Origin of the sequence: Streptomyces sp. NPDC007264 (assembly GCF_042869095.1) — a bacterium.
Taxonomy (GTDB): Bacteria; Actinomycetota; Actinomycetes; order Streptomycetales; family Streptomycetaceae; genus Streptomyces.
The window spans coordinates 346,909-367,352 of record NZ_JBIAFD010000003.1 but is presented as its reverse complement, the minus strand read 5'-3'; the positions used below and the strand labels follow the sequence as shown (position 1 = coordinate 367,352).

The 20,444-nt window shown below is 73.6% G+C and carries 18 protein-coding genes; 14 read left to right on the top strand and 4 right to left on the bottom strand.

What is annotated here, in order from left to right; translation table 11 throughout:
- The first annotated feature begins 347 nt into the window (after window positions 1–347).
- Both ACFYMU_RS06690 and ACFYMU_RS06685 read left to right on the top strand, forming a co-directional pair.
- On the top strand, window positions 348–1,532 hold the full coding sequence (locus tag ACFYMU_RS06690) for a PP2C family protein-serine/threonine phosphatase (protein ID WP_388368820.1): 1,185 nt from the start codon (window positions 348–350) through the stop codon (window positions 1,530–1,532).
- Window positions 1,533–1,659: 127 nt separating this feature from the next.
- Window positions 1,660–1,941: a hypothetical protein gene (locus tag ACFYMU_RS06685; protein ID WP_388368817.1), complete on the top strand. Its 282-nt coding sequence runs from the start codon at window positions 1,660–1,662 to the stop codon at window positions 1,939–1,941.
- Between the two features lie 81 nt (window positions 1,942–2,022).
- Here ACFYMU_RS06685 and ACFYMU_RS06680 read toward each other — a convergent pair whose 3' ends face one another.
- Window positions 2,023–3,126, bottom strand: a complete 1,104-nt coding sequence (locus ACFYMU_RS06680) for a hypothetical protein (protein WP_388368814.1) — start codon at window positions 3,124–3,126, stop codon at window positions 2,023–2,025.
- Between the two features lie 300 nt (window positions 3,127–3,426).
- On the opposite strand from ACFYMU_RS06680, the gene ACFYMU_RS06675 reads away from it, so the two are divergent.
- The 4 genes from ACFYMU_RS06675 (at window position 3,427) to ACFYMU_RS06660 (ending at window position 6,725) form a co-directional block, all read left to right on the top strand.
- Window positions 3,427–3,654, top strand: coding sequence for a DUF1918 domain-containing protein (locus tag ACFYMU_RS06675; RefSeq protein WP_388368811.1), 228 nt, complete (start codon window positions 3,427–3,429; stop codon window positions 3,652–3,654).
- Between the two features lie 498 nt (window positions 3,655–4,152).
- Complete coding sequence (locus ACFYMU_RS06670; protein WP_388368808.1) at window positions 4,153–4,587, top strand: archease; 435 nt, start codon at window positions 4,153–4,155, stop codon at window positions 4,585–4,587.
- Between the two features lie 247 nt (window positions 4,588–4,834).
- Complete coding sequence (locus tag ACFYMU_RS06665; RefSeq protein WP_388368805.1) at window positions 4,835–5,266, top strand: DUF2267 domain-containing protein; 432 nt, start codon at window positions 4,835–4,837, stop codon at window positions 5,264–5,266.
- A gap of 34 nt (window positions 5,267–5,300) precedes the next feature.
- Window positions 5,301–6,725 (top strand): RtcB family protein, encoded by a 1,425-nt coding sequence (locus ACFYMU_RS06660; protein WP_388368802.1) that lies wholly within the window; start codon window positions 5,301–5,303, stop codon window positions 6,723–6,725.
- Between the two features lie 92 nt (window positions 6,726–6,817).
- Here the strand turns inward: ACFYMU_RS06660 and ACFYMU_RS06655 are convergent, their stop codons facing one another.
- Window positions 6,818–7,957, bottom strand: coding sequence for a threonine synthase (locus ACFYMU_RS06655; RefSeq protein ID WP_388368799.1), 1,140 nt, complete (start codon window positions 7,955–7,957; stop codon window positions 6,818–6,820).
- 168 nt (window positions 7,958–8,125) lie between these two features.
- Here ACFYMU_RS06655 and ACFYMU_RS06650 point away from each other — a divergent pair, with 168 nt between their 5' ends.
- The 4 genes from ACFYMU_RS06650 to ACFYMU_RS06635 all read left to right on the top strand — a co-directional run bounded on the left by ACFYMU_RS06650 (window position 8,126) and on the right by ACFYMU_RS06635 (window position 12,468).
- The gene (locus ACFYMU_RS06650; protein ID WP_388368796.1) at window positions 8,126–9,697 is read left to right on the top strand and encodes a S8 family serine peptidase; all 1,572 of its coding nucleotides are present in this window, start codon (window positions 8,126–8,128) and stop codon (window positions 9,695–9,697) included.
- A 188-nt stretch (window positions 9,698–9,885) separates the two neighbouring features.
- Window positions 9,886–11,058: a DUF4190 domain-containing protein gene (locus ACFYMU_RS06645; RefSeq protein ID WP_388368793.1), complete on the top strand. Its 1,173-nt coding sequence runs from the start codon at window positions 9,886–9,888 to the stop codon at window positions 11,056–11,058.
- A 147-nt stretch (window positions 11,059–11,205) separates the two neighbouring features.
- The gene (locus ACFYMU_RS06640; protein WP_388368790.1) at window positions 11,206–11,958 is read left to right on the top strand and encodes a GntR family transcriptional regulator; all 753 of its coding nucleotides are present in this window, start codon (window positions 11,206–11,208) and stop codon (window positions 11,956–11,958) included.
- Window positions 11,959–12,285: 327 nt separating this feature from the next.
- The gene (locus ACFYMU_RS06635; protein ID WP_388368787.1) at window positions 12,286–12,468 is read left to right on the top strand and encodes an SPOR domain-containing protein; all 183 of its coding nucleotides are present in this window, start codon (window positions 12,286–12,288) and stop codon (window positions 12,466–12,468) included.
- Window positions 12,469–12,636: 168 nt separating this feature from the next.
- On the opposite strand, the gene ACFYMU_RS06630 is transcribed toward ACFYMU_RS06635, so the two are convergent.
- Entirely contained in the window at window positions 12,637–14,025 is a 1,389-nt protein-coding gene (locus ACFYMU_RS06630) for an MATE family efflux transporter (protein WP_388368784.1), read from the bottom strand.
- Window positions 14,026–14,136: 111 nt separating this feature from the next.
- Here ACFYMU_RS06630 and ACFYMU_RS06625 point away from each other — a divergent pair, with 111 nt between their 5' ends.
- The 4 genes from ACFYMU_RS06625 (at window position 14,137) to ACFYMU_RS06610 (ending at window position 18,730) form a co-directional block, all read left to right on the top strand.
- Window positions 14,137–14,661, top strand: coding sequence for a PadR family transcriptional regulator (locus ACFYMU_RS06625; protein WP_388368781.1), 525 nt, complete (start codon window positions 14,137–14,139; stop codon window positions 14,659–14,661).
- Between the two features lie 73 nt (window positions 14,662–14,734).
- On the top strand, window positions 14,735–15,136 hold the full coding sequence (locus tag ACFYMU_RS06620; protein ID WP_388368778.1) for an NUDIX domain-containing protein: 402 nt from the start codon (window positions 14,735–14,737) through the stop codon (window positions 15,134–15,136).
- Window positions 15,137–15,348: 212 nt separating this feature from the next.
- Complete coding sequence (locus ACFYMU_RS06615; protein WP_388368775.1) at window positions 15,349–15,780, top strand: ATP-binding protein; 432 nt, start codon at window positions 15,349–15,351, stop codon at window positions 15,778–15,780.
- A gap of 310 nt (window positions 15,781–16,090) precedes the next feature.
- The gene (locus ACFYMU_RS06610) at window positions 16,091–18,730 is read left to right on the top strand and encodes a SpoIIE family protein phosphatase (RefSeq protein ID WP_388368772.1); all 2,640 of its coding nucleotides are present in this window, start codon (window positions 16,091–16,093) and stop codon (window positions 18,728–18,730) included.
- On the opposite strand, the gene ACFYMU_RS06605 is transcribed toward ACFYMU_RS06610, so the two are convergent.
- The gene (locus ACFYMU_RS06605; protein WP_388368770.1) at window positions 18,693–20,294 is read right to left on the bottom strand and encodes a TPM domain-containing protein; all 1,602 of its coding nucleotides are present in this window, start codon (window positions 20,292–20,294) and stop codon (window positions 18,693–18,695) included. The genes ACFYMU_RS06610 and ACFYMU_RS06605 overlap by 38 nt on opposite strands.
- Between the last annotated feature and the right edge of the window lie 150 nt (window positions 20,295–20,444).

Below are 20,444 nucleotides of genomic sequence, written 5' to 3'. Positions count from 1 at the left end.
CGGAGCGGAGGGGGTGCCGGGGCCCGGTCCCCGGCACCCCCTCCGGGCGCGTCACGGGCCGACCGGCCGCGGGCGACCACGGCCCGGCAGGACCCGGCGTCGTAGGATTGCCCTGAAAGTCCTGACATGCCCGTCCTGGAGTCATGGTCGGGTCGAGCTGTCGAGCCGCATCAGGACGCGGTCCCAGCCGCATCAGGACGCGGTCCTGATCAAGCTCTGCCAGGAGTTCTTGTGCGCAGGACGCGTGAGTGGACCCGCGAGGGCTCTCGTCAGGACCCGCGCCCCGGCACGGTGCGCCCGTGCTCCTCGAGGACTCCGCCGGCGCCCCGCGGCCACCGGAGCGGGCCGTGAGACGGCCCGGCCGCCGTGCGGCCGGGGGCCGCCGTGCCGAGCGGGAACGCGAGGACGGCCTCCGGGCGCCCGCACCGCCCCGGTGGATGCGCTGGCTGCCGGCCCTCTACGTCGCGGCGGTCCTGGTGCTCGAACCGGTCACGCCCGTGGAGTGGCCGGTGAGCTTCCTGCTCATCGCCCTCCCCGTGGTCGCCGCCTACGCCCACGGCCCCGCCGCCGTCGCCGCCATCACCGTCTTCGCCGTCGGGTTCGAGGCCGTCCTGGCCGGCACTCCCTGCTGTGCCGGGCGCTACGTGGGATACATGTGGGAGCGCCACTACGTCGGCGCCTACGTCTCCACGGCTCTGGTCGGCGTCCTCGGCACGATCCTGGCCGGCCACCGGACGCGCCGGGAACACACCCTGGCCACCGTCCGCTCCGTGGCCGAGACCGCGCAGCGGGTGCTGCTGCGCCCGGTGCCCCACCATCTGGGCCGGGTCTGCGTCGAGACGCTCTACCTCTCCGCCGCCGCCGAGGCACGCATCGGCGGCGACCTGTACGAGGCGGTGCCCACGGCGCACGGGGTCCGGCTGCTCATCGGCGACGTCCGCGGCAAGGGGCTGGTCGCCGTGGAGACGGCCGCGACGATGCTCGGCGCCTTCCGCGAGGCCGCCCACGACGAGCCCGACCTCGCGGGAGTGGCCCGCCGGGTCGAGCGCAGCATGAGCCGCAGGGCCGCGCAGCTCCCGGGCAGTGAAGCGGCGGAACGCTTCGTCACCGCGGTGTTCGCCGAGATCCCCGAGCACGGGTCCGTCGTCCGCATCGTCAACTGCGGCCACCCCCCGCCCCTGCTGATCGGCCGCGACGGGGTCACCGAGCTGCAACCGACGGACACCTCGCCGCCCATCAACCTCGGTGTCCTGGTCGGGGACGACTACCACGTCGACGTGTACCCCTTCCGGCCCGGCGACCAATTGCTGCTGTACACCGACGGCGTGACCGAGACACGCGACCGCAGCGGAGCGTTCTACCCCCTCACCGAGCGCATCCGCCCCTGGGCCGCCCTGCCGCCCCGCGAACTCCTCGACCGCCTGCACGAGGACCTGCTCGAGTACGGTGACGCGCGGCTCGACGACGACATCGCCGCCCTCGCCGCCTGCCGTCTTCCCGCCGACCCCGCGGCCGGGCCCACCGCCGACTGAGCGTGCAAGGGACCGATCGGCCCCTGAGGATGGGACCCGTGGCCCAGGCGCCCGGACGGTCCCCCGGAGTCACCATGGGACAGGACCTCGCCCGAGGCACGCACGCTGCGGAAGGAAGGCTGACGGTATGGGCTGGGCATCATGGACGACGACGGGGGTGTTCGCCGGACGCGGGGGCGTCCGGACCGAGGAGGCCGGGATCGTGACCGGGGACCTGACCGTGCACACCACCTGGGACGGCAATCACGCGGACGTGGCGGTCCAGTACAGCGGCACCTCCTACTGGTTCACCCTTGCGGGGAGCCCCGTGCCCTGCCTTTCCGAGCCGGACAGCCGGCACCTCCACCAGGCCGTGGTGGAAGCCGTGCGGGCCGGGGGCGGGGCCACCGTTCCGCAGTACCACGTGTAGGGAGTCCGCGCAGTAACCCCGCAGCGGGTCCCCGGGCCGGGAGCGGGACGGCCACGGAGGTGGCGGAGGTCCGCGGAGGCGTCACGCGCGGGAGGCGCTGCCGGCGTACCGCAGCAGCACGCCCACGCCCTCGCGCAGCCGCAGCTGCCGCTCCGGCATCACCACCAGTTCGGCCCTGGTGCCGACCAGGGCACGGGCGAGGGCCGCGTCGGCGCGCTCCTCGCGGACGTCCTGGATGCCGTACGAGCGCAGTTCCTGCTCGCTGAGGGCGAGTTGGCCGGGTTCCGGGCCGACCCACAGCCGGAGCGGCGACTCGGGGTGGTCGTTGAGGAAGAGGGCCTTGACCCGGCCTGTCTGCAGCGCCGACACGGCGGCGGAGAGCCCCTCGTCCGACGCTCCGTCGCGGGCCCGCTGGGCGAGGAAGGAACCCAGCAGGGCCCGGTCGTGCGCCGCCATGCGCCCCCTGAAGAGGTCGTCGAGCCGGGGCTCGAGCAGCGCCCGCCGCGGCTCGGACTCGCCGGCGCCCTCGACGGTGACGACCCGCCCGCCGAGGAGGGCGGGAAGCCGGCGGACGAGGATGCCGCGGGCCCAGACGTCCCCCGCGACGACCACGATCTCGGCCTCGACGCGCCGCGCGTGGCCCTCCAGCCGCCGGCCGAGCCGCTCGGCGGCGCGCAGCCAGTCGGACACGGGGAACTCCTCGTCGAGGCGTTCCCCCGGGGTGACCTTGGTCAGGGGCCAGAGGCCGGCCTCCGCCTCCACGCCCACGGTGCCGGCGGCGCTCGTGGAGTGCGGGCCGCCGTAGTGCACATGTACCGCCAGGTACGGGATGCCGGGCGCGTGCTGCACGATCAGCGGCATGGTGTCCGGGAGCGCGCCGAAGTGCGCCGTGTCCCGTGCGGGCGGGGCGGGCAGTTCGTCCAGCAGCACCAGCCGGCCCTGAGCGGTGAACACCGCCTGCCCGTGCGGGCCCGGGATGTCCGTGTCGCCGCCCACGGTGTCGGCGACCGTGACGGCGGAGTCCCGATCCGCTCCTTCGGACAGCAGCGTGTCCCGCAGATGCCGTCGGCGCAGGTCGATGGCGGCGTCGGGATCTTCGACGGCGCTGTCGCGGGACGTGTCCAGATACGCCGACGCGAAGGGGCCGGGCTGCTTGTACAGGGGTTCGAGGAACGAAAGCTTCATGGTGACTCCCGCGTACGGTGTCGACGCCCCGGGCGGGCGGACCGCCGCCTGACGGACCCGCTCGGGCGGGCGGCGCGCCGGGGCTCGTCCAGCTCCAGGATGCCCCCGCGGGCCGGCTCCCGCCCGGCTGTCACGGCGGCGGCGGTCGCTGCGGGCCCCATGGACCCCAGGAGTGCCCGATCGGCCCATCCCCGCTCCGCCGCACGGAGCGACGCTGGATCCTGGAGCGGCCTGGAGGCCGTGCACCGACACGGGCAACGGGCACACCAGCAGGCGGGGGACGGCAGGAGGGAGTGAGCGATGCGGGCGCACACGGGTGACGTTCTGCGGTTCACCGGCAGGGCCGTGGGAACGCCGGAACACCATGCCACCGTCCTGGAGGTCCTCGGCGCGAACGGGGAACCGCCGTACCGGGTGCGGTACGAGGACGGCCACGAGACGGAGATCTTTCCCGGCCCCGGCTGCGTGATCGAGACACGTCCCGCGCAGCACGCCTGGCCCGGGGGTCCCGGGCGGGAGGCCCGGTGACCAAGCCCGCCGGAACGGGTAAGGGCGCTCGGCGGGCCGGGTGCGGCGCCAGGCTGCCGTCGCACCGGGCCACGCGCGCCCGCGGAGGTGCCCGGGCGGGGGAGACCGGTGGCGCACCGCAACCGGGCAAGGCGCCGGACGCCTCCGACAGGTGGGTGCTGCTGCCCGGCACCGGCTGGAGGCGCGTCGACACGATACGGGTGCGCCGTCTGTTCGGCTGATCCGCGCGGCCGGCAGGGTCACGTCCGGTACGCGCCCGCGTGTCGGACGGCCCGGGCCACCAGGGCCTCGACGAATCGTCCGACCCCCACGGCCTCGACGAACCGCCCGACCTCGTTGTCGGGGCACGACGGAATGACGGCCGGCGTGCGACGGGCAGGTGCGATGTGACGGCCCAGGCGTGACGGCCGGGTGTGATGTGACGGCCGAGGCGTGACGGCCGGGTGTACCGGGGCGCGGACACGGTGCGGGAGGCTTGCGATGCGGCGGGAAGGCGGCATGGGGCGGGAAGGCGGCATGGGACGGGGCGGGCACCGCAGTGTGCCGCACACCGCGGACCTGCGGGTGGAGGCCTGGGCGCCCACCCGGGAGGAGTGCCTGGCGCAGGCGGTGCGCGGCGTGTGCGCGTCGTTCCTGGACCTCACCGGCGCGGTCGGCGTCCACAGGCGGGACGTGGTGGTGCGGGCCGGCACGGACGAGGACGTGCTCGTGGCCCTGCTGGAGGAGATCGTGTACCGGCTCGACACCGAGGGAGAGGTCCCGGTCGACGTGGACCTGACCCCGGCCGCCGACGGCCTGCACGTCGGACTGCACATGGCGGACGCCGACACCCTGCCGGCGACCGGAGCCGTGCCCAAGGCGGTCACGCTGAACGACCTGGCCTTCGGCCGCGGCGCACAGGGGTGGCGCTGTTCGGTGACGCTCGACGTCTGAGCCCGGTGGCGTGCCGGCCCGTGGTGCGGCTGCCGACCGGTGCCCCGCGCAATACGATGGACGCCACGGGCAGGGACGAAGAGAAGCCACATCGTGCAACGTCTCTGCGCATGGGGGCCACACCCCCGACAGGTGCCGCGCGCACTTCCGTCAGCCTCTGGAACAACATGATCGTTCGCGATGTCGAGCATGGCCCGCGCCCTGCGCGCCGCATCCCGTGAACCGCATGGAGGGAAGGGGAAGATCCATGTCCGCCACACACCCGTCCGACTTCAACCACACCATCCACACGGCGAACATCTGGCTGAAATCGGTCTCCGAGAGCCTGGGGACCGAGGACCGCCACCTCGCCCACCGCGTGCTGCGCACCTGGCTGCACGTGCTGCGGGACCGGCTCACCGTCGATGTGGCCGCCCACTTCGCCGCCCAGCTCCCCGAGCTGATGCGGGGCGCCTACTACGACGGCTGGGACCCCAGCGCCGTGCCGATCAAGTTCGACCGCGAGGGCTATGTGAGCCGCTTCGCCCAGGAGGCCAGGATCAACGCCGAGGACGTACCCAAGACGGCCGCCGCGGTCACCACCGCCGTACGCCAGCACGTCTCGCCCGGGCAGCTGGAGGCGGCGCTGGAGCAGATCCCGCACGACATCCGTGCACTGCTCCTCCAGCCGGCGTCCTGACGGGCCGCCGCCCCGCCCCGGGCGGACGACGGACATGGACATCACGCTGGTGCAGGAGAGCCCGTTCCGGTTCCGCATGGAGCGGCAGGGCCTCATGCGGGTGCCCGGAGTGGTCTTCGCGACCCAGGACCTGCTGCCGCAGGCGGCCGGTGACAAGGCGCTGGAACAGGTGGCGAACGTGGCGACCCTGCCCGGCATCGTGCGCGCCTCGTTCGCCATGCCCGACGTCCACTGGGGGTACGGCTTCCCGATCGGCGGTGTCGCCGCCACGGACATCGACGCCGGCGGGGTGGTCTCACCCGGCGGCGTCGGGTTCGACATCTCCTGCGGTGTGCGGCTGCTGGCCGCCGACCTCGACCGCGGGTCGCTGGCCCCGGGCATGCGGCGGCTGATGGACATCCTCGGCGACACCATCCCGCGCGGCACGGGGCGTGGCGGGCTGTGGAAGCTGTCCGGCCGGGCCCAGATGGAGCAGCTGCTGGTCGCCGGCGCCGGGTACGCGGTCGAGCAGGGGCACGGGGTGCCGCGCGACCTGGCACGCTGCGAGGACCGCGGGGCGCTGGCGGACGCCGATCCCGCCCATGTGGGGCAGCGGGCCGTGGAACGGGGGCTGAACCAGGTGGGCAGCCTGGGCTCCGGCAACCACTTCCTCGAGGTGCAGGCCGTGGACCGGGTGTACGACGAGGCCGCCGCGGCCGTCTTCGGACTGCACGTCGACCAGGTGTGCGTCATGATCCACTGCGGTTCGCGCGGGCTGGGCCACCAGGTGTGCACCGACCACGTCCGCGTCATGGACCAGTCGCTGCGCGCCTTCGGCATCCACCTCCCGGACCGGCAGCTGGCCTGCGCGCCGGTCGTCTCCGTACCGGGCCGCGCCTACCTCGGGGCCATGGCGGCTGCCGCCAACTACGGCCGTGCCAACCGGCAGTTGCTCACCGAGGCCGTGCGCCACGCCTTCACCACCGTCACCGGTGCGGCGGTCGAGCTGGTCTACGACGTCTCCCACAACACCGCCAAGACCGAGACCCACGAGGTGGACGGTGTGCCGCGCCGGCTCTGCGTGCACCGCAAGGGCGCCACCCTGGCGCTCCCGCCCGGTCACCCGGACCTGCCGGAGGACCTCGCCGGCACCGGGCACCCCGTGCTGGTGCCGGGCACGATGGGCACCGCGTCGTACGTGATGGTCGGCGCCGGCGGCAACGACGCGTTCTCGTCGGCGGCCCACGGCGCGGGACGCGTGTGGAGCCGCCACCAGGCGCTGCACCGGGTGCGGGGCGAGCAGCTGCGCGGCGAGCTGGAGGCCCAGGGCATCTCCGTGCGGCCGTCCTCGTGGCGCGGGCTGGCCGAGGAGGCCCCCGCCGCCTACAAGGACGTCGACGAGGTGGCCCGCGCCACCGAGGGCGCGGGGCTCGCCCGGCTGGTCGCCCGCCTGGTGCCGCTCGGCGTCGTCAAGGGGTGACGACCGCATCGAGGGGGAGCGGCCCCCGAGGGGTGTCGGGCCGGTCCCGACTTCGGGCCGGTCCCGACTTCGGGCTCGGGCCGGTCCCGACTTCAGGCCAGTCCCGACTTCAGGCCGGCCCCGCACAACGGCACCACGGCGGTCGGGGTCGCGCCGCCGGCGCGGGACCGGAAGTGGGGGAGCGCCCCGGGCGCCACCTCCCGCAGCGCCGCCCAGCACGTCACCCCGGTCGTCTCCACGAAGAGGCCGCGGGAGGCCAGATCCAGCTGCGCCTGCCTGATCTGATGCTCCGTCACCGTCAGGAACGTGCCGCCGGAGTCGCGCACCGCGCGCAGGATCTGCCGGGCCCGGGGCGGGCGCGGCACCGCGATGCCCTCGGCGGCGGTGGGGGCCGCGGGGGTCTCGCCCACAAGGTCGTCCGCGCCCTCCTCCCACGCGTGCGCCAGCGGCGCGACCGCCGCCGTCTGGACCGCGTACAGGGCCGGCCGCCGGTCGATGAGGCCCGCCGTGTACAACTCGGCCACGGCGAGGGCGGCGCCCAGCAGCAGCGTGCCGTTGCCGACGGGCACGACGAGCACGTCCGGGAGCCGTCCGCCGAGGTCCTCCCACAGCTCGTGGACGTAGGTCTTCGTGCCGTGCAGGAAGTACGGGTTGAAGACGTGCGACGCGTAGAACGTCCCGGGGTCGGCGCTCGCCGCCTCGCACGCCGCCCGTGCCGCCGCCTCGCGGTCGCCCTCGACCGTGCGTACCCGCGCCCCGTGCGCCGTCATCTGCTCCAGCTTCTTGGGCGAGGTGCGCTCGGGAACGTACACCGTGCACGGCAGCGAGGCGCGTGCGCAGTACGCGGCGATGGCGGTGCCCGCGTTGCCGCTGCTGTCGGCGAGCACCTGACGCGCCGCCAGCCGCCGTGCCAGCTCGGCCAGCAGCACCGCGCCCCGGTCCTTGAAGGACAGCGTCGGCATCAGGAAGTCGAGCTTGGCGAGGACGCCTTCCGTCAGCTCCACGAGCGGCGTACGGCCCTCTCCGAGGCTGACCGAGGGCGTGCCCAGCGGCAGCGTCTCCGCGTACCGCCACAGTGAATTCACCCGCCCGGCAAGGGACTTGAGCGGAGCAGGGGTGGGGGCGAAGTCCAGGTCCAGCGGGCCGCGGCAGACGGGGCAGCACCAGGCGAGCGACTGGGAGGTCACGCGCGTGCCGTCCGCCGGGCAGAAACAGTCCGGCAAAGGTGTCATGAAGTCAGGATATTTGTCCGGGTCGTAACGATATGTCATGATTGCCCGGCGTCAGGGGTGTTCCGTCCGTGCCCTTGCGCGTTCAGCGCCGTACTTCTCCCGCGCGTGCACCATCCGCACAGCCCCGCCGGAGCGGCGCCTGCACTCCAGCACCGAGGAGGACCCCGCATGACAATGACGCGTCCGGCCGGGCGAAGACTGGCCGCGATCGGCGTGGCGGCCCTGGTCGTCGGCCTCGTCGGCGCCTTCTCCGCCCACGCGGATCCGGGCCCCGAGGGCCTGATCCAGTACGAGGGCGAGGCGAACGCCGTCCCCGACAGCTACATCGTCGTCCTCAAGGCGGACGCCGCGAAGGCCACCTCCGCCTTCGGGCAGGCGCTCGCGGCGAAGTACGGCGCCACCATCGGGCACACCTACGCCAAGGCGCTCAACGGCTACGAGATCCACGCCACCCCGCAGGACGCGAAGCGGTTCGCGGCCGACCCGGCCGTCGCCTCCGTGGTCCAGAACCGTACCTACCGCGCCACCGACACCCAGCTCAACCCGCCCTCCTGGGGCCTGGACCGCATCGACCAGAAGACCCTGCCGCTGGACGCCAGGTACACCTATCCGGCCGCGGCCGGCCAGGGTGTGACGGCGTACGTCCTCGACACCGGCGTACGCGTCACCCATCAGGACTTCGGCGGCCGCGCCTCGAACGGGTACGACTTCATCGACAACGACCCCGTCGCGCAGGACGGCAACGGGCACGGCACCCACGTCGCGGGCACGATCGCCGGAGCCGCGTACGGTGTCGCCAAGAAGGCGGCCGTCGTCGCCGTCCGCGTCCTCGACAACGCCGGCAGCGGGACCACCGCCCAGGTCATCGCCGGCGTCGACTGGGTGGCCGCGCACCACAGCGGTCCGTCCGTGGCCAACATGTCCCTGCGCGGCCCCGCCGACAGCGCGCTCGACACGGCCGTGCGCAACGCCATCGCCTCCGGCGTCACGTTCGCCGTGGCCGCGGGCAACGACAGCTCCGACGCCTCCGGGTTCTCGCCCGCCCGGGTGGGCGAGGCCATCACGGTCGGTGCCACCACGAGGAGCGACGGCCGGGCCTCCTTCTCCAACTACGGTGCGGTGCTCGACCTGTTCGCGCCGGGTGTCTCGATCACGTCCGACGGGAACTCCAGCGACACGGCCACGGCCACCCTGTCCGGGACGTCGCAGGCGACCCCGCACACGGCGGGCGTCGCGGCCCTGTACCTGGCGGACCACCCGAACGCCACGCCCTCGGAGACCGCGAACGCGCTGACGAGCGCCGCGTCCGCCGGTGTCGTCACCGACCCCGGCCCCGGCTCTCCCGACCGGCTCCTGAACGTCGTCGGCGGCCCGACCCCGCCGCCGCCCCCGACCGGACCGCGCTTCGTGAACGACCGGGACTACCTGATCTTCGACCACTTCACCGTGGCGTCGCCGATCAAGGCCAGTGGCGTTCCCGGCAAGGCGCCCGCGGACCTCGGCGTCGAGGTGCACATCAAGCACACGTACATCGGTGACCTCCGGGTCCAGCTGATCGCGCCCGACAAGTCGGCCTACCTGCTCAAGGGCTACGGCTCCGGCGGCAGTACGCACGACATCGACACCACGTACTCCGTCGACGCCTCGTCGGAACAGGCGAACGGCGCGTGGAAGCTGAAGGTCAGCGACAACGCCGCGGGCGACATCGGGAAGATCGACTCCTGGGCCCTGCAGTTCTGACCGTCCCCGACCGTCCGACGCACGGTCCCGTCCCCGTCCCCGTCCCCGCCCCCGCCCCCGTCCCCGTCCCCGTCCTCGCGACGAGGGCGGGTGCCCTGGTGACCCGCGTTCCGCCGCCCTGCCCCCCCGCGCCTACGATGCGCCTCGTACATCTGTACTGCGCACTCCGGACGAGGAGCACGGCACCCGTGTCCATACCCCCGCCCCCCGGGCCCCAGCAGCCCGGGGGCATGTACCCGCAGGGCCCTTCCCAGCAGCCGTACGGCCCTCCGTACCAGCCATGGGGGCAGGGCTACTCCCCGTACAACCGCCCGGCACCGGTCAACGGGGTCGCCATCGCCGCACTCGTCCTCGGGATCCTGTGCTTCCTGCCCGCCGTCGGGCTGATCCTCGGGCTGATCGCGCTGGCGCAGATCAGGCGGCGCGGCGAGCGCGGCCGGGGGCTCGCGATCGGAGGCATGGTGATGTCGTCCTTCGGACTCGCCCTGCTGGCGACCGCCTTCGCGACGGGCGGCGCGCACGACGTCTGGGAGGGCTTCAAGGACGGGGCGCGCGGCGACGGCGTGACGTTCACCCTCACGAAGGGGGAGTGCTTCAACGCGCGGGGCGGCTCGCTCTCGGGGGAGGCGTACGACGTGGACAAGGTCCCGTGCTCCGGCCGGCACCAGGCCGAGGTCTTCGCCGACTTCACGCTCCCCGACGGCCGTTACCCCGGTGACGACACGATCACCCGGGCCGCCGAGGACAAGTGCTACGCGCTCCAGTACGCCTACGCCATGGACTCCTGGGCGGTCCCCGGCGACGTCGACATCTACTACTTCACGCCCACACGCGAGAGCTGGGGCTACGGCGACCGCGAGATCGCCTGCATGTTCGGCAACACCGACGAGAAGGGCAGCCTCACCGGCACCCTGCGCCGCGACTCCCGCACCCTCACCGGGGACCAACTCGCCTATCTGCGGGCGGACACCGTGCTCTACCGGGCGCTGGACACCGCCCCCGACGCCGACTACGTCGAGGACGACCTGCCGGGCCACCGGGCGTGGGCGGGCCGGGTCGCCACGGCGCTGGCCGACCAGACCCGGCAGTTGCGCGCCCACCCCTGGGGGGACCGCGCGGGGCGGTCGGTCGCGAGCCAGGCCGCGGCCCTGGACCGGGCCCGCGAGGAGTGGGGGAAGGCGGCGAAGGCCACCGACGCCGACTCCTTCTACACCCACTACGACCGCGCCGGCGCCCTGATGGAGGGGCGCGCGGCGATCACTGCCCGCAAGGCTCTGGGGCTGGCCACCAGCCCACCGTCGGACACGTCGGACGGCAGCGGAGACGCGAGCGCGGGTACGGGGGCCGGCCGGCAGGTGTGACGGCCGCGGGAGCGGGGAGAAAGTGCCTGCGTAAAGCCCTTGATAAACCCTTGTCATCACATCGAGTGATTCCCTGGCCTGCGCTTGCACGAGACAACCCACAGTTGCCACTCTGTTGCTGTCTGTACAGCCAGAGGGGAGTGGCCAGTGACTTTCGGTGAGCAGCCGGCGTATCTGCGTGTCGCGGGTGATCTCCGCAAGAAGATCGTCGACGGCTCGCTGCCACCGCACACCCGCCTCCCGTCCCAGGCCCGCATCCGCGAGGAGTACGGCGTCTCGGACACGGTAGCCCTGGAGGCCCGCAAGGTGCTGATGGCCGAGGGGCTCGTGGAGGGGCGCTCCGGCTCCGGGACGTACGTCCGGGAGCGGCCCGTGCCGCGCAGGATCGCCCGCTCCGGGTTCCGCCCCGACAGCGGCGCCACTCCCTTCCGCCAGGAGCAGGCGGACGCCTCCGCGCGCGGCACCTGGGAGTCGCACAGCGAGCAGTGCGCGGCGAGCGGCGCCGTCGCCGAGCGGCTCGCCATCCAGCCGGGCGACCGCGTGATGTGCACCAGGTACGTGTTCCGGGACGCGGGCGAGACGATGATGCTCTCCACCTCCTGGGAGCCCCTCGCGCTGACCGGCCGTACCCCCGTGATGCTGCCCGAGGAGGGACCGCTCGGCGGCATGGGCGTCGTCGAGCGCATGGCGGCCATCGACGTCGTGGTGGACAACGTCACGGAGGAGGTCGGCGCCCGCCCCGGCCTCGCGGAGGAACTGCTGGCGCTGGGCGGCGTCCCCGGCCATGTGGTGCTGGTCGTCCAGCGCACGTACTACGCCTCGGGCCGCCCGGTCGAGACGGCGGACGTGGTGGTGCCGGCGGACCGCTACCGGGTGGCGTACCACCTGCCGGTCAAGTAGCGCCCACGAGCCGTCGGGCGTCAGACGGCCTTCCCGTGCGGGTGGTTGGCCCACCTGCCGTCGGGCCCGTTCTCGCGCCCGCGGTGCGATCCGGTCGTTCTCCGGCCGTCGTCCGCGGGCGCTTTGTGCCGCTCCGCGCGTATCACGGGTGTTTCGCACGGCGCGTTCGACGGTGCGCGCCCCTCCGTTCTGGCTGGTTGCGTACCTCTTTGTGAAAAGTCGTATTCGCTGCGTGAAGGTAAGGCGTAGGCTCGGGCATATGCGCAGTGCGGTTTCCTTGGTGGGCGGGGCGCGGCGGAAGCCGGGGACGGGAAGTGGAGGGGCGCGATGAACGACAGCACGGTCACTCTTCCCTGGCTCGTCATACGGCAGGACGACAACGGCAACCGCTACCGCGTGGGCAGGTACGCGACCCGGGCCGAGGCGCAGAAGATCGTGGACAGCCTCGGCGACCGCGGCCACAAACAGCTCTACTGGGTGGAGCGCATCGGGCCGAACGCGGCCGGGTGAGCCGGCTCCACGTCCCCGGTGCCCCCTCGTGCGCTCCCGTGGGCTCCGGCGCACGACGCGACCGATCGTGGTGGTCGGCGCCGCCCCCCTCGGCGGCGGCCGCCTCCGGGCCGCCCGCCGCAGCGCACCCCCCGAACCGGCCGGACGCTGAGAGCCGCTCGGCGTTCGTCAGGCAGGTCGGTTGCCGGGTGCGGTGCTGTCGGGCTCCGCGGCCGAGGCTTTCGGCCGACGTCCGCTGCTGCCTGCGGCCGCGGACCGTGGCGTGCGCCGGTACATCCGGGCGACGGCCGTGCATTGCAGCGCCATCGACAGCGCCATGGCCAGGCAGATGCCCGGCAGGCCCGAGCCCGACATGCCGTACGCGAGTGCCAGTTGCAGCACCACCCCGCACGAGGTGATCCGGGCGAGAGCCGGGCTGCTGCCGCTGCCCTCGAACACTCCGCCCAGCGCGATGAAGCACGCGAGCAGTATCAGATAGGGACCCAAGCAGCGCAGATAGAGCGCTCCGGCCTCGGCCACCGCGCCCTCGGCGCCGAAGGCTCGCATGATCCGCGGTCCGGTGGCGAGCAGCGCCAGAGCGGCTGCAAGTCCCAGGCCACCGGAGAGGAGCAGCGCCTGGCGTCCGATGCTCCGCCGTTCGTCATGTCCGGTGCCCAGCAGATGCGCGGTGTGGATGGCGGCGGCCTGGCGCACCGAGTAGAAGGCCATGGTGGCGACGTACATCGCTTTGGTCGCGATCCCGTAGGCCGCGACGTCGCCCACTCCGATGCGGGCGACGACGGCGACGAGCGCGAGTGCGCCGGCCATTCTGACGAGGAAGTCGGCTGACATCGGCAGACCGGTCGCGGCCGTCCTGCGTGCGTCCGCGGCGAGACTCCCGGCCCCGGCCGGAGTCCCCGCGGCGACCCGGCGCAGCAGTTCGTTGCGGCGCAGAGCAAGGAGACCCAGGACGAGTGCGGCCGTCCGCCCCAGGACGGTGGAGATCGCCGCGCCGCGCACTCCCAGTCCGAGGCCGAGGACGAGAGCGGGATCCAGCGCGAGTATCAGTCCGTTCGCGAGCACGGAGAGCTTCATCGGCGTGCGGGTGTCGCCGGTGCCCTTGAGGATGCCGTCGACGACGTTGGTGGCGAAGAACACCGCGATTCCCGGTAGAGCGATCGAGAAGTACCCGGTGGCGAGGGACAGGGGAGGGCCGCCGTCGCCGCCGAGCACGAGTCGGGCCAGCGGCTCGCGGTACAGGTACCCGCCGATGGCGACAACGGGTGTGACAAGCGCCCACAGCGCCCAGCCGCCGCGTACGGCGGAATGCATTCCTGCCGGATCCTCCGCACCCCTGGCCCGTGCGACCAGCACGGTCGTGCCGGAGCCGGCTACGAGGATGACGCCGAGCAGCAGGTTCTCGACATTCGTGGCGACCGCCACCGCGGCGACGGCGTCCCCGCCGAGCCGGGCCACCCAGACCATGTTGATGATCCCGGCCATCACCCCGGCGAGGAGTTCGAAGTAGACCGGACACGCGAGTGAGATCAACTTCCGGCGGTGTTCCGCTGCCCCCATGACAGGCTTCCCTCTTTTCGCTGTACCTCGAATCGAGGTACAGCGAAAAGAGATAGCATGGTGGCGCGGAGCGGACAAGTGCGCGGACAGGCGCAAGCGAGGGGACGGCGCATGCTGGAGCTGTCGATTCTGGGTTTCCTCTACGAAGAGCCCCTGCACGGCTACGAGCTGAAGGCGCGTATCCAAGCCCTGAACGGCCACATCCGTCCGGTGAGCGACGGTGCGCTCTACCCGGCCATCACCCGCCTGGTGAAGGCGGGCCTGATCGAGCAGCGCACCGAGCCCGGCAGCGGTGCCGCACACCGCCGGATCCTGTCTCCCACGAAGGCCGGCCGTGCCGAACTGCTGGCTCGCCTGAGCAACCCCAAAGACGTGGAAATCACCGATGGGCAGCGCTTCTTCACGCTGCTCGCCTTCTTGCGTCATCTTCCGGACCCTGCCGGGCAGGCCGCCGTCCTCCGTCGCCGCCGGGCGTTCCTCGACACCCCGTCGAGCTTCTTCTACCGCGACGGTGAGCCGGTACGGGCCGAGGGGGCGCCGGACCTGTTCCGGCAGGGCATGCTGCGCATCGCCCGTGCCACGGGAGCTGAGGAGAGGAAGTGGCTGGAGGAGGCGATCGGCAGCTTGGAGCGCTGAGCGAGGCTCGGCGGCCGGTGCGGTCCCGCTAGGGTCCTGCCTGACCAGGGTTTCGGAAGACGAAGGCGGAGTGATGTCGGTCCTGATCGACACGGTGGCTTGGGTGCGGGTCGAGGACGGCAGGATCCTCTGTGCCCGGCCACGGGGGAAGGGCGTCTTCTACGTTCCCGGCGGCAAGCGGGAAGGCGTGGAGAGCGACTTGGAGACCCTGCTGCGCGAGATCAAGGAGGAGCTGACCGTGCTCCTCGATCCGTCCACAGCGGTGCACGTGGGCACTTACGAAGCCGAGGCGCCCGGCCTGCCGGTCGGCACTGTGGTGCGCATGAGTTGCTACACCGCAGACTACGAGGGGACGTTGTCGGCGAGCAGCGAGATCGAGGCGACGGCCTGGTTCTCGTACGCCGACCGTCCTCTGGTTCCGCCGGTCGACCAGTTGCTGTTCGACGATCTCAACGCCAGTGGTGAGCTGGTCTGAGGCTGCGCCGAACCCGGCCGGCCCGCGGCGCGGGAAGGGTGTGCCGGGGGTGGCCGGGGCGTTCTGTCCGAGGGTGTGGCGGCCGTGAGGGCCGGGGGTGCGGGGCTCAAGGGGCTGACGGCTCGTACGCCGTTCGTGCCACAGTGCGCCCCTGCACGCGGTAAGGCGCCGCGGTTATCGGGTATGTGCCCATTAACCCCATGAAACCGGACATGGATGGGCTTCTGGCCTGGGAAGTGATCGGCGTGCTCGACACCCAAGGCGAAAGCGCCGAGTGGACGTTCCCCGCCGACCCGGGCGCGGTTCGGACGGCTCGCGCCGTCGTCCGGGGCCGGCTGCGCACGTGGGGGCTCGAGGAGCTCGGCGACGTGGCCGTGCTCCTGGTGAGCGAGCTGGTCACCAACGCGCTTCGCCACGCCACGGGCCCCATCGGTGTCCGGCTCGTCCGCCCCGACAGTCCCCCCGCCACGCTGCTCGTCGAGGTCTCCGACCCGCTCCCCGACCCGCCCCGCGAGCGCAGCGCCCGCTCCGACGACGAGAACGGCCGCGGCCTCCAGCTCGTCGCCCATGCCTCGCGCCGCTGGGGCACCCGGCCCGGCGACGCCGGCAAGACCGTCTGGTTCGAACTGGCCGTTCCCGGCTGAGCGCGACCGCCTCGTCCCGCGGCCGGACGCTCGCCCCGGACGGCGCCGGGTTCCACCGGCGCGGGGGCCGTGCCCTTCCGGTCGGTGCGAGCCCCGTACGGATCAGGCCAGGGCGCGGTGGCGCACTCTTTGATTCGATGGGCCACCACCTGGTTAGAAGACTGGGAGTATGGCGCAGTGGGTCCAAAAACCATCGGGACCGAGCTGTGATCGTGAACACCGTACTGCGGGGCACCGTAGTGCTGGATACTGCGGGCAGCCGCCCCCGGTGACCGGTGCCGGACGCGGTGAGCTGGAGGGGACGGTTCGCGTGAGCGAGATACCAGCGAAGGCCACGGAGTCCGAGGATCCGTCGGGCGGCGCGAGGGGCGGAGCCTCGGTCGGCTCCGCCGCGGCCGCGGAAGCCCCTGCCGCCACGGGCGGCCCGGTGTGGCAGGTCAGTCCGCCCGGCTCCATGTACGACTACATCAAGGTGGCGTCGTTCTCCATCGGCCCCGACGGGCACGTCGACCAGTGGAGCCTGCGCGCCGAACAGCTCTTCGGCATCTCCTCGGAGCGGGCCGTCGGCATGGACCCCATCGAGGCGTTCGTCGCCCCCGATCTGCGGGAGCGCGGCCAGCGCAAGATGACCGAGATCCTCGACGGCCGCGAGTGGACCGGCGTCATCCCCTTCCGGACACCCGGCCCGGAAGGGGATGAAGGGCTCGCCGAGGTCTATGTGATGCCCACCACGACGGAGGAGGGCGAACGGGCCGCCGTCTGCATCGTCGTGGACGTCCGCACCCTGCGCCGCATCGAAACCGACCTCGCCGCCTCTCAGGCGATATTCGGTCAATCTCCGTTCGGCTTTCTGCTGATCGACGCCGATCTGCGGGTACGGCGCGCCAACGAGCGGTTCGCCTCCACCTTCGGCGGCGCCCCCGACGACCACCGCGGCCGGTCCGTCCACGACTACCTTCAGCCCCCCGAGGCCGAGCGCATCGCCGCGACGCTGCGGCGCGTCCTGGCGACCGGTGAGTCGATCACGGACATGCATGTGACGGGCTTCGTCCCCGGCTCCGACGAGCGCAAGCACTGGTCCGTCAACCTCTACCGCGTGCACAGCGGCACCGGCCGGGCCATCGGCATCGCCTGGCTCGGCATAGACATCACCTCCCGCCGCGCCGCCGCGCGCGAGGCCGCCGCCGCCCGCCGCAACCTCGCCCTCCTGAACGACGCGGGCGCCCGTATCGGCAACTCCCTCGACCTGGAGACCACCGCGCGCGAACTCCTCGACGTGGTGGTCCCCGGCTTCTGCGACCTCGCCGCCGTCGATCTCTACCAGGGTCTGATGGCCGGCGACGAGACCCCTCCGGGCCTGGCCGACGGCAGCGCCGAGGTGCGCCGTGTCGCGTTCGCCAGCGCGGTCTCGGACGCGCCCTTCGCCGGCGGCCCCGGGCCCGTCGCCGTCGGCGCCGTCCACCACTTCTCCTTCAACTCGCCCTGCGCGGACGCCCTGCGCACCGCCCGCCCCCGGCACATCCCCGCCACGGACGGCGGCCTGATCCAGTCCACGCTCGCGGTCCCGATGGTCGCGCACGACACCGTGGTGGGCCTCGCCCAGTTCTCCCGGACGAAGGGCAGCGAGCCGTTCGGGGAACGCGACCGGGCCCTCGCCGTGGAACTGGCCGCGCGCGCCGCCGTCTGCATCGACAACGCACGCCTGTACCGCCGCGAGCACGAACGGGCGCTGCTCCTGCAACGCTCCCTGCTGCCGCCCGGCGACCCGGAGGCCTCCGGCCTGGACATCGCCTGCCGCTATCTGCCGGGCAACGCGGCCACCGGGCGGCCGAGCGAGGTCGGCGGCGACTGGTTCGACGTCATCGAACTCCCCGGCCACCGCACCGCGTTGGTCGTCGGCGACGTCATGGGCCGGGGCCTGCGCGCCGCCGTGGCCATGGGCGAACTCCGCACGGCCGTGAGAACCCTGGCGCAGCTCGATCTGGAACCCGCCGAGGTCCTCGCGCAGTTGGACGAGATCGCGCGCGGCCTGGGCGCCCCCGCCGGTACCTCGCAGACCTTCGGCTCCGGGGGAGGCGTCCAGCAGGCCACCCGCGCCGCCCGCCGGCCCCGCGAGGCCGACCTGGCCGAGGTGTACCTCGCGACCTGCGTCTACGCCGTCTACGACTCGGTGACGCGCCGCTGCACCTTCGCCAACGCGGGCCATCTGCCGCCGGTGCTCGTCGAACCGGGCGAGCCCGCGCTGATGCTGGACGTGCCGCCCGGGATGCCGCTCGGCGTCGGCGGCGAACCGTTCGAGGAGGTGGAGGTCGAACTGCCCGAGGGCGCGCTGCTCGCGCTGTACACGGACGGCCTCGTCGAGTCCCGCGACCATCCGCTGGACGAGGGACTCCAAGCCTTCGTGGGCACGCTCACCGACCCCTCCCAGCCGCTCGAGGACGTCTGCGACCACGTGCTCCGCACCCTCGACACGCACCACGGCGAGGACGACATCGCGCTGCTGCTGGCACGCGTGCAGGGGCTGCCGGCCGACTCCGTCGGCGACTGGACGCTGCCGCGCGAGCCGCGCAGCGTGGGGCGGGCCCGCGAGCACGCGCGCGGCCGGCTGCTCGCCTGGGAGCTGGAGCCGCTGGTGGACACGGCGGAGCTGCTGGTCAGCGAGCTGGTCACCAACGCCCTGCGGTACGGCGAGGGCGAGATCAGACTGCGGCTGCTGCTCGACCGGACGCTGGTGTGCGAGGTGTGGGACGCCGGCCTGGTCCAGCCGCGCCGCCGCCGCGCCCGGGACACCGACGAGGGGGGCCGCGGCCTGCAACTGGTCGGGCTGCTCTCCGCCGCCTGGGGGTCGCGCCGCACACCGCGCGGCAAGACGGTGTGGTTCGAACTCCCGCTGCCCGGCGGCGAGAACGGGATCACGGATCCGGCGGAGGCGTTGCTGAGCCTGTTCTAGACCAGGGTCCCGCGCTCCCGTCCCGTGGCGGACGGAACAGGTCACCGCCGCCCCTGCGCCCCCGCGTGTCCGGTCCGCCGTAGCACGCGGGGCCGCCGTCGCCCGGGTGCCCCGCTCGCTCGCCCGGCCGCCGGGGGGCTTCGAGCAGGATGCCGCCGAGCACGGCCCCGCCCGTGCCGATGCCCACCTCGTACGGCGTCCCGTGGGCCCGCACGTCCCGCTCCGCGAGCTGCCGGGCCTGCCGGGCGAGCGCGTCGGCCTCGCGGGCGTCGGTGAGGGCGACGGACGGCGCCGGGACGGGCGGCACCTCCGTGTTCCGCGCCCGGCGCAGCCGCCACTCCGCCTCCGCGAGCCGCGTCCTCGCCTCGCAGCCGACGGCCCCGCGGTGCGTCGTCACATAGTCGGCCGCGGCTCCGACGCTGCTGCCGGCGGCGAGCAGCGCCCGTTCGATCCGGCCCAGCACGTGCGGCCCGTCCGGCTCCCGCCACAGCGCCCGGTCGAGCCCGGCCGACGCCTGCTCGATCCTGCGGAGCGCGTCCACCGGGTCGTCCCGCCCCGGCCCCGCCGGCGTGCCGGGCGCGGCCTCGTCCCCGGCCGTCTCCCCCCGCAGCTGCGCCAGCACCGTCTCCCCGTGGGCGATCAGCCCCCGCAGATCCCCCCGGGCGGCCTCGGTCCCCAGCCGGCCGCGGGCCTCGCGCACGGCGGCCTCCGTGTCGGACAGGGCGGTGGGCAGCGCGTCGGTCGCGGCGGTCAGGTCGGAGGCGAGCCGCGCGATGCCGTCCACGATGACCCCCGCCTGGAAGACCGCGGCCTCGGCCGCGCGCAGATGGACCACCGCTGCCCCCGTCTCGCCCCGGTCGAGCGCCTGGCGGGCCCGGTTGAGGCCGGACGTGGCGAACAGCAGCCGGTCCTTGGCCCGTTCGTCCTGGCCCACCACCGGCAGATACGCGGACAGGGCGTACCGCTCGCGCAGCCCGGCCAGGGTGCCGTCCGCGTCCGCGACCCGCGCCGCCAGCTTCCGGAAACGCCCTTCGGCGCGCTCCACCGCGTCCCGGACCGTGCGCTCCAGCGCCCGCGTCCGGTCGAACCCGGCCGCCTCCGCGTCCAGCCGCCGTCCGGCCGCCACGCAGTGCGCGAGGATCTCCTCCAGCAGCTCCCGCGTTCCGCCCCCGCCCTCGTCGAGCCGCAGGCGCAGCCGGAACCCGGCGGCCAGTTCCGCCGCGGCGAAGTCCACCGCGTCCGCGTACGGCCGCACCGCGTCGGCCCCCGACTGCGAGGCGGCGGAGCTCAGTTCCTCCCGGCTCGTGCGCACACAGTCGTCGATCCCGACCAGCGACCGCTCGGCGCGCCGGTCGAGCTCGTCCAGGGGTACGACGGCCCGCGTGCCGCCCCTGCCCGGCGTGGTGCGCGTCGTCATGCGTCTCCTGCGGCGCACCCCCGCGTACGCCGCCAGGGCCACGGCCGCGACCGCGACCACCAGCGGCAGCACCAGGTCGTCGGCGGACGTCCGGTTCCGTCCCACCGCGACCACGGCCACCAGCGCCGCCCCGAAGACGGCAGGCACCCACCGCACCGCTGGGTACGCGGCGGACCGGCGCGGCCGGCGTCGACGGTGGGGCGGCGTCACATTTCGGAGCGTAGGGCGGACGGCGCGGCTCCGCGACCGGGGTGCACCCGATACGGCACGTCCGCGCGGGCGCAGGGGGACCTGGCC

Excerpts from the sequence above, each read along its gene's own strand:
- ACFYMU_RS06685 (WP_388368817.1), top strand. The coding sequence starts at position 1,660 with ATGGGCTGGGCATCATGGACGACGACGGGGGTGTTCGCCGGACGCGGG.
- ACFYMU_RS06680 (WP_388368814.1), bottom strand. The coding sequence starts at position 3,126 with ATGAAGCTTTCGTTCCTCGAACCCCTGTACAAGCAGCCCGGCCCCTTC.
- ACFYMU_RS06675 (WP_388368811.1), top strand. The coding sequence starts at position 3,427 with ATGCGGGCGCACACGGGTGACGTTCTGCGGTTCACCGGCAGGGCCGTG.
- ACFYMU_RS06670 (WP_388368808.1), top strand. The coding sequence starts at position 4,153 with ATGGGGCGGGAAGGCGGCATGGGACGGGGCGGGCACCGCAGTGTGCCG.
- ACFYMU_RS06665 (WP_388368805.1), top strand. The coding sequence starts at position 4,835 with ATGTCCGCCACACACCCGTCCGACTTCAACCACACCATCCACACGGCG.
- ACFYMU_RS06660 (WP_388368802.1), top strand. The coding sequence starts at position 5,301 with ATGGACATCACGCTGGTGCAGGAGAGCCCGTTCCGGTTCCGCATGGAG.
- ACFYMU_RS06655 (WP_388368799.1), bottom strand. The coding sequence starts at position 7,957 with ATGACACCTTTGCCGGACTGTTTCTGCCCGGCGGACGGCACGCGCGTG.
- ACFYMU_RS06650 (WP_388368796.1), top strand. The coding sequence starts at position 8,126 with ATGACAATGACGCGTCCGGCCGGGCGAAGACTGGCCGCGATCGGCGTG.
- ACFYMU_RS06635 (WP_388368787.1), top strand. The coding sequence starts at position 12,286 with ATGAACGACAGCACGGTCACTCTTCCCTGGCTCGTCATACGGCAGGAC.
- ACFYMU_RS06630 (WP_388368784.1), bottom strand. The coding sequence starts at position 14,025 with ATGGGGGCAGCGGAACACCGCCGGAAGTTGATCTCACTCGCGTGTCCG.
- ACFYMU_RS06625 (WP_388368781.1), top strand. The coding sequence starts at position 14,137 with ATGCTGGAGCTGTCGATTCTGGGTTTCCTCTACGAAGAGCCCCTGCAC.
- ACFYMU_RS06620 (WP_388368778.1), top strand. The coding sequence starts at position 14,735 with ATGTCGGTCCTGATCGACACGGTGGCTTGGGTGCGGGTCGAGGACGGC.
- ACFYMU_RS06615 (WP_388368775.1), top strand. The coding sequence starts at position 15,349 with ATGGATGGGCTTCTGGCCTGGGAAGTGATCGGCGTGCTCGACACCCAA.